At 70.0% G+C, this 1617-nt stretch carries 2 protein-coding genes; one reads left to right on the top strand and one right to left on the bottom strand.

Annotated elements, in window-relative coordinates; translation table 11 throughout:
- Window positions 1–501 (bottom strand): PspC domain-containing protein (locus G6023_RS13065; RefSeq protein WP_156776252.1); only part of this gene is annotated, 501 nt, incomplete at its 3' end.
- 90 nt (window positions 502–591) lie between these two features.
- Between G6023_RS13065 and G6023_RS13060 the strand changes: the two genes are divergently transcribed.
- Entirely contained in the window at window positions 592–1572 is a 981-nt protein-coding gene (locus G6023_RS13060; protein ID WP_119192262.1) for a mechanosensitive ion channel domain-containing protein, read from the top strand.
- The last annotated feature ends 45 nt before the right edge of the window (window positions 1573–1617 follow it).

Raw genomic sequence — 1617 nt, 5'->3', positions numbered from 1 at the left:
CGACGCGTCGGGTCCGCGAGCGGCGGAGGGCCGCACCGCGGAGACCTCCGCCCACCCGGCGGGCGGTTCGGGGGTGCGCCGGTGCAGGCCGTACCAGCCGGCGAGCATCGCCGCGACCATGAGGAACCCGGCGCCGAGGAGGAGGGTCTCCCCGGAACCGCCGAAGGTGGGGGCGGACAGGAGGACGACGACGACGAGGACCACCGCGGTGACCTTGGAGCCCGACGCCCGGCCCTTCCCCAGGAGCGCCTCCCCGGAGGAGACCTCGTCGCCGGCGGAGCGCAGGAGCAGCCACATCAGGGCGTACAGGAACACGCCCGCCCCACCCCACAGTGCGGCGACGACGAACGCGACGCGGAAGAGGACCGGGTCGACGCCGTAGCGCCGACCGAAGCCGCCGCAGACGCCGGCGATCCTGGAATCGTCCGGGGTCCGGACGGGACGGGTCCGCCACAGGGAGCGGAGCTCTGACGGGAGGTCGGGGGTGCTCGTTCTGGACATGACCCCATCGTGCTCGGCGGGAGTCCGCGGCACATCGGGGTCCGACCCTGATTTCCGACCCCGAGGCCGCCGGGGAGGGAGGATGGCGGGATGGTCGACACCGTCATGGGTTTCCTGGGCTCCGACGAACAGCTGCGGCTCTTCGGGGTGACGCTGGTCGGGGTCAGCGGGCGGACCGTTCTCAAGGTGCTCCTCAGCATCCTGCTGTTCGTGCTGCTGTCGCTGTTCACGTCGATCTCGCGGGCGGTGATGCAGGCGATCACCGGGCCCGCCGGGTCCGCGTCGAGGTTCTGGACGAAGCAGAGTCTGCAGCTGTTCACCGCCGTCGTGGCCGTGCTGGCGCTCTTCTCCATCTGGGTGACCCCGGGAACCGACCTGACCGTGGGGGTCGGACTCGTCACCGCGGGCCTGGCGTTCGCGTTGCAGAAGGTGATCGCGAGTCTGGCGGGCTACTTCGTCATCCTCCGGGGGCGGGTGTTCGCGGTCGGCGACCGGATCGCCGTGGGTGGGGTCCGGGGCGATGTGATGTCGCTCGGTTTCCTGCGCACGACCGTCATGGAGATGGGATCCCCGTCGTCGATGGCCGGCGCGGAGACCGGCAACTGGGTACCGAGCCGTCAGTTCACCGGCCGGGTGGTCACGGTGTCGAACGGCGTCATCTTCGACGAGGCGGTCTACAACTACACCCGCGGGTTCCCCTTCCTCTGGGAGGAACTGTCGCTCAAGCTGCCGTTCGACGTGGATCTCCGACGTGTCGACACGGTGTTCCACGCCTGCGCGGACCGGCACACGAGGGAGCTGAGCGACGAGGCGATGGCGAGCATGCAGCAGATGAGCCGCATGTACGCGGTCGATGTCCGGGAGTTCGGGCCGCAGGTGTTCGTCTCGCTGCAGGAGGACGGGATCCTCGCCACCGTCCGCTTCGTCGTGGGCAGTCACGGTGCGCGGTCGGTCAAGGACGCCATCTCCCGGGACCTGGTCGCCGGATTGCGGGAGGGGGGTGTCTCGCCGGCGAGCGTGGCCGTGGATATCCGGGTACTTCCCGATTCCCCTCGGGGCGATGATCTGTGACGATGGCGTCCATGAGTGAGAACGCGACCGATCCCGCGCCGGCCA

Origin of the sequence: Dietzia sp. DQ11-71 (assembly GCF_014144995.1) — a bacterium.
Taxonomy (GTDB): domain Bacteria; phylum Actinomycetota; class Actinomycetes; order Mycobacteriales; family Mycobacteriaceae; genus Dietzia; species Dietzia kunjamensis.
The sequence above is the reverse complement of the archived record's forward strand: the minus strand, read 5'-3'. Positions and strand labels throughout refer to the sequence as shown.

Coding starts and splice junctions, on each gene's coding strand:
- G6023_RS13060 (WP_119192262.1), top strand. CDS start 592: ATGGTCGACACCGTCATGGGTTTCCTGGGCTCCGACGAACAGCTGCGG.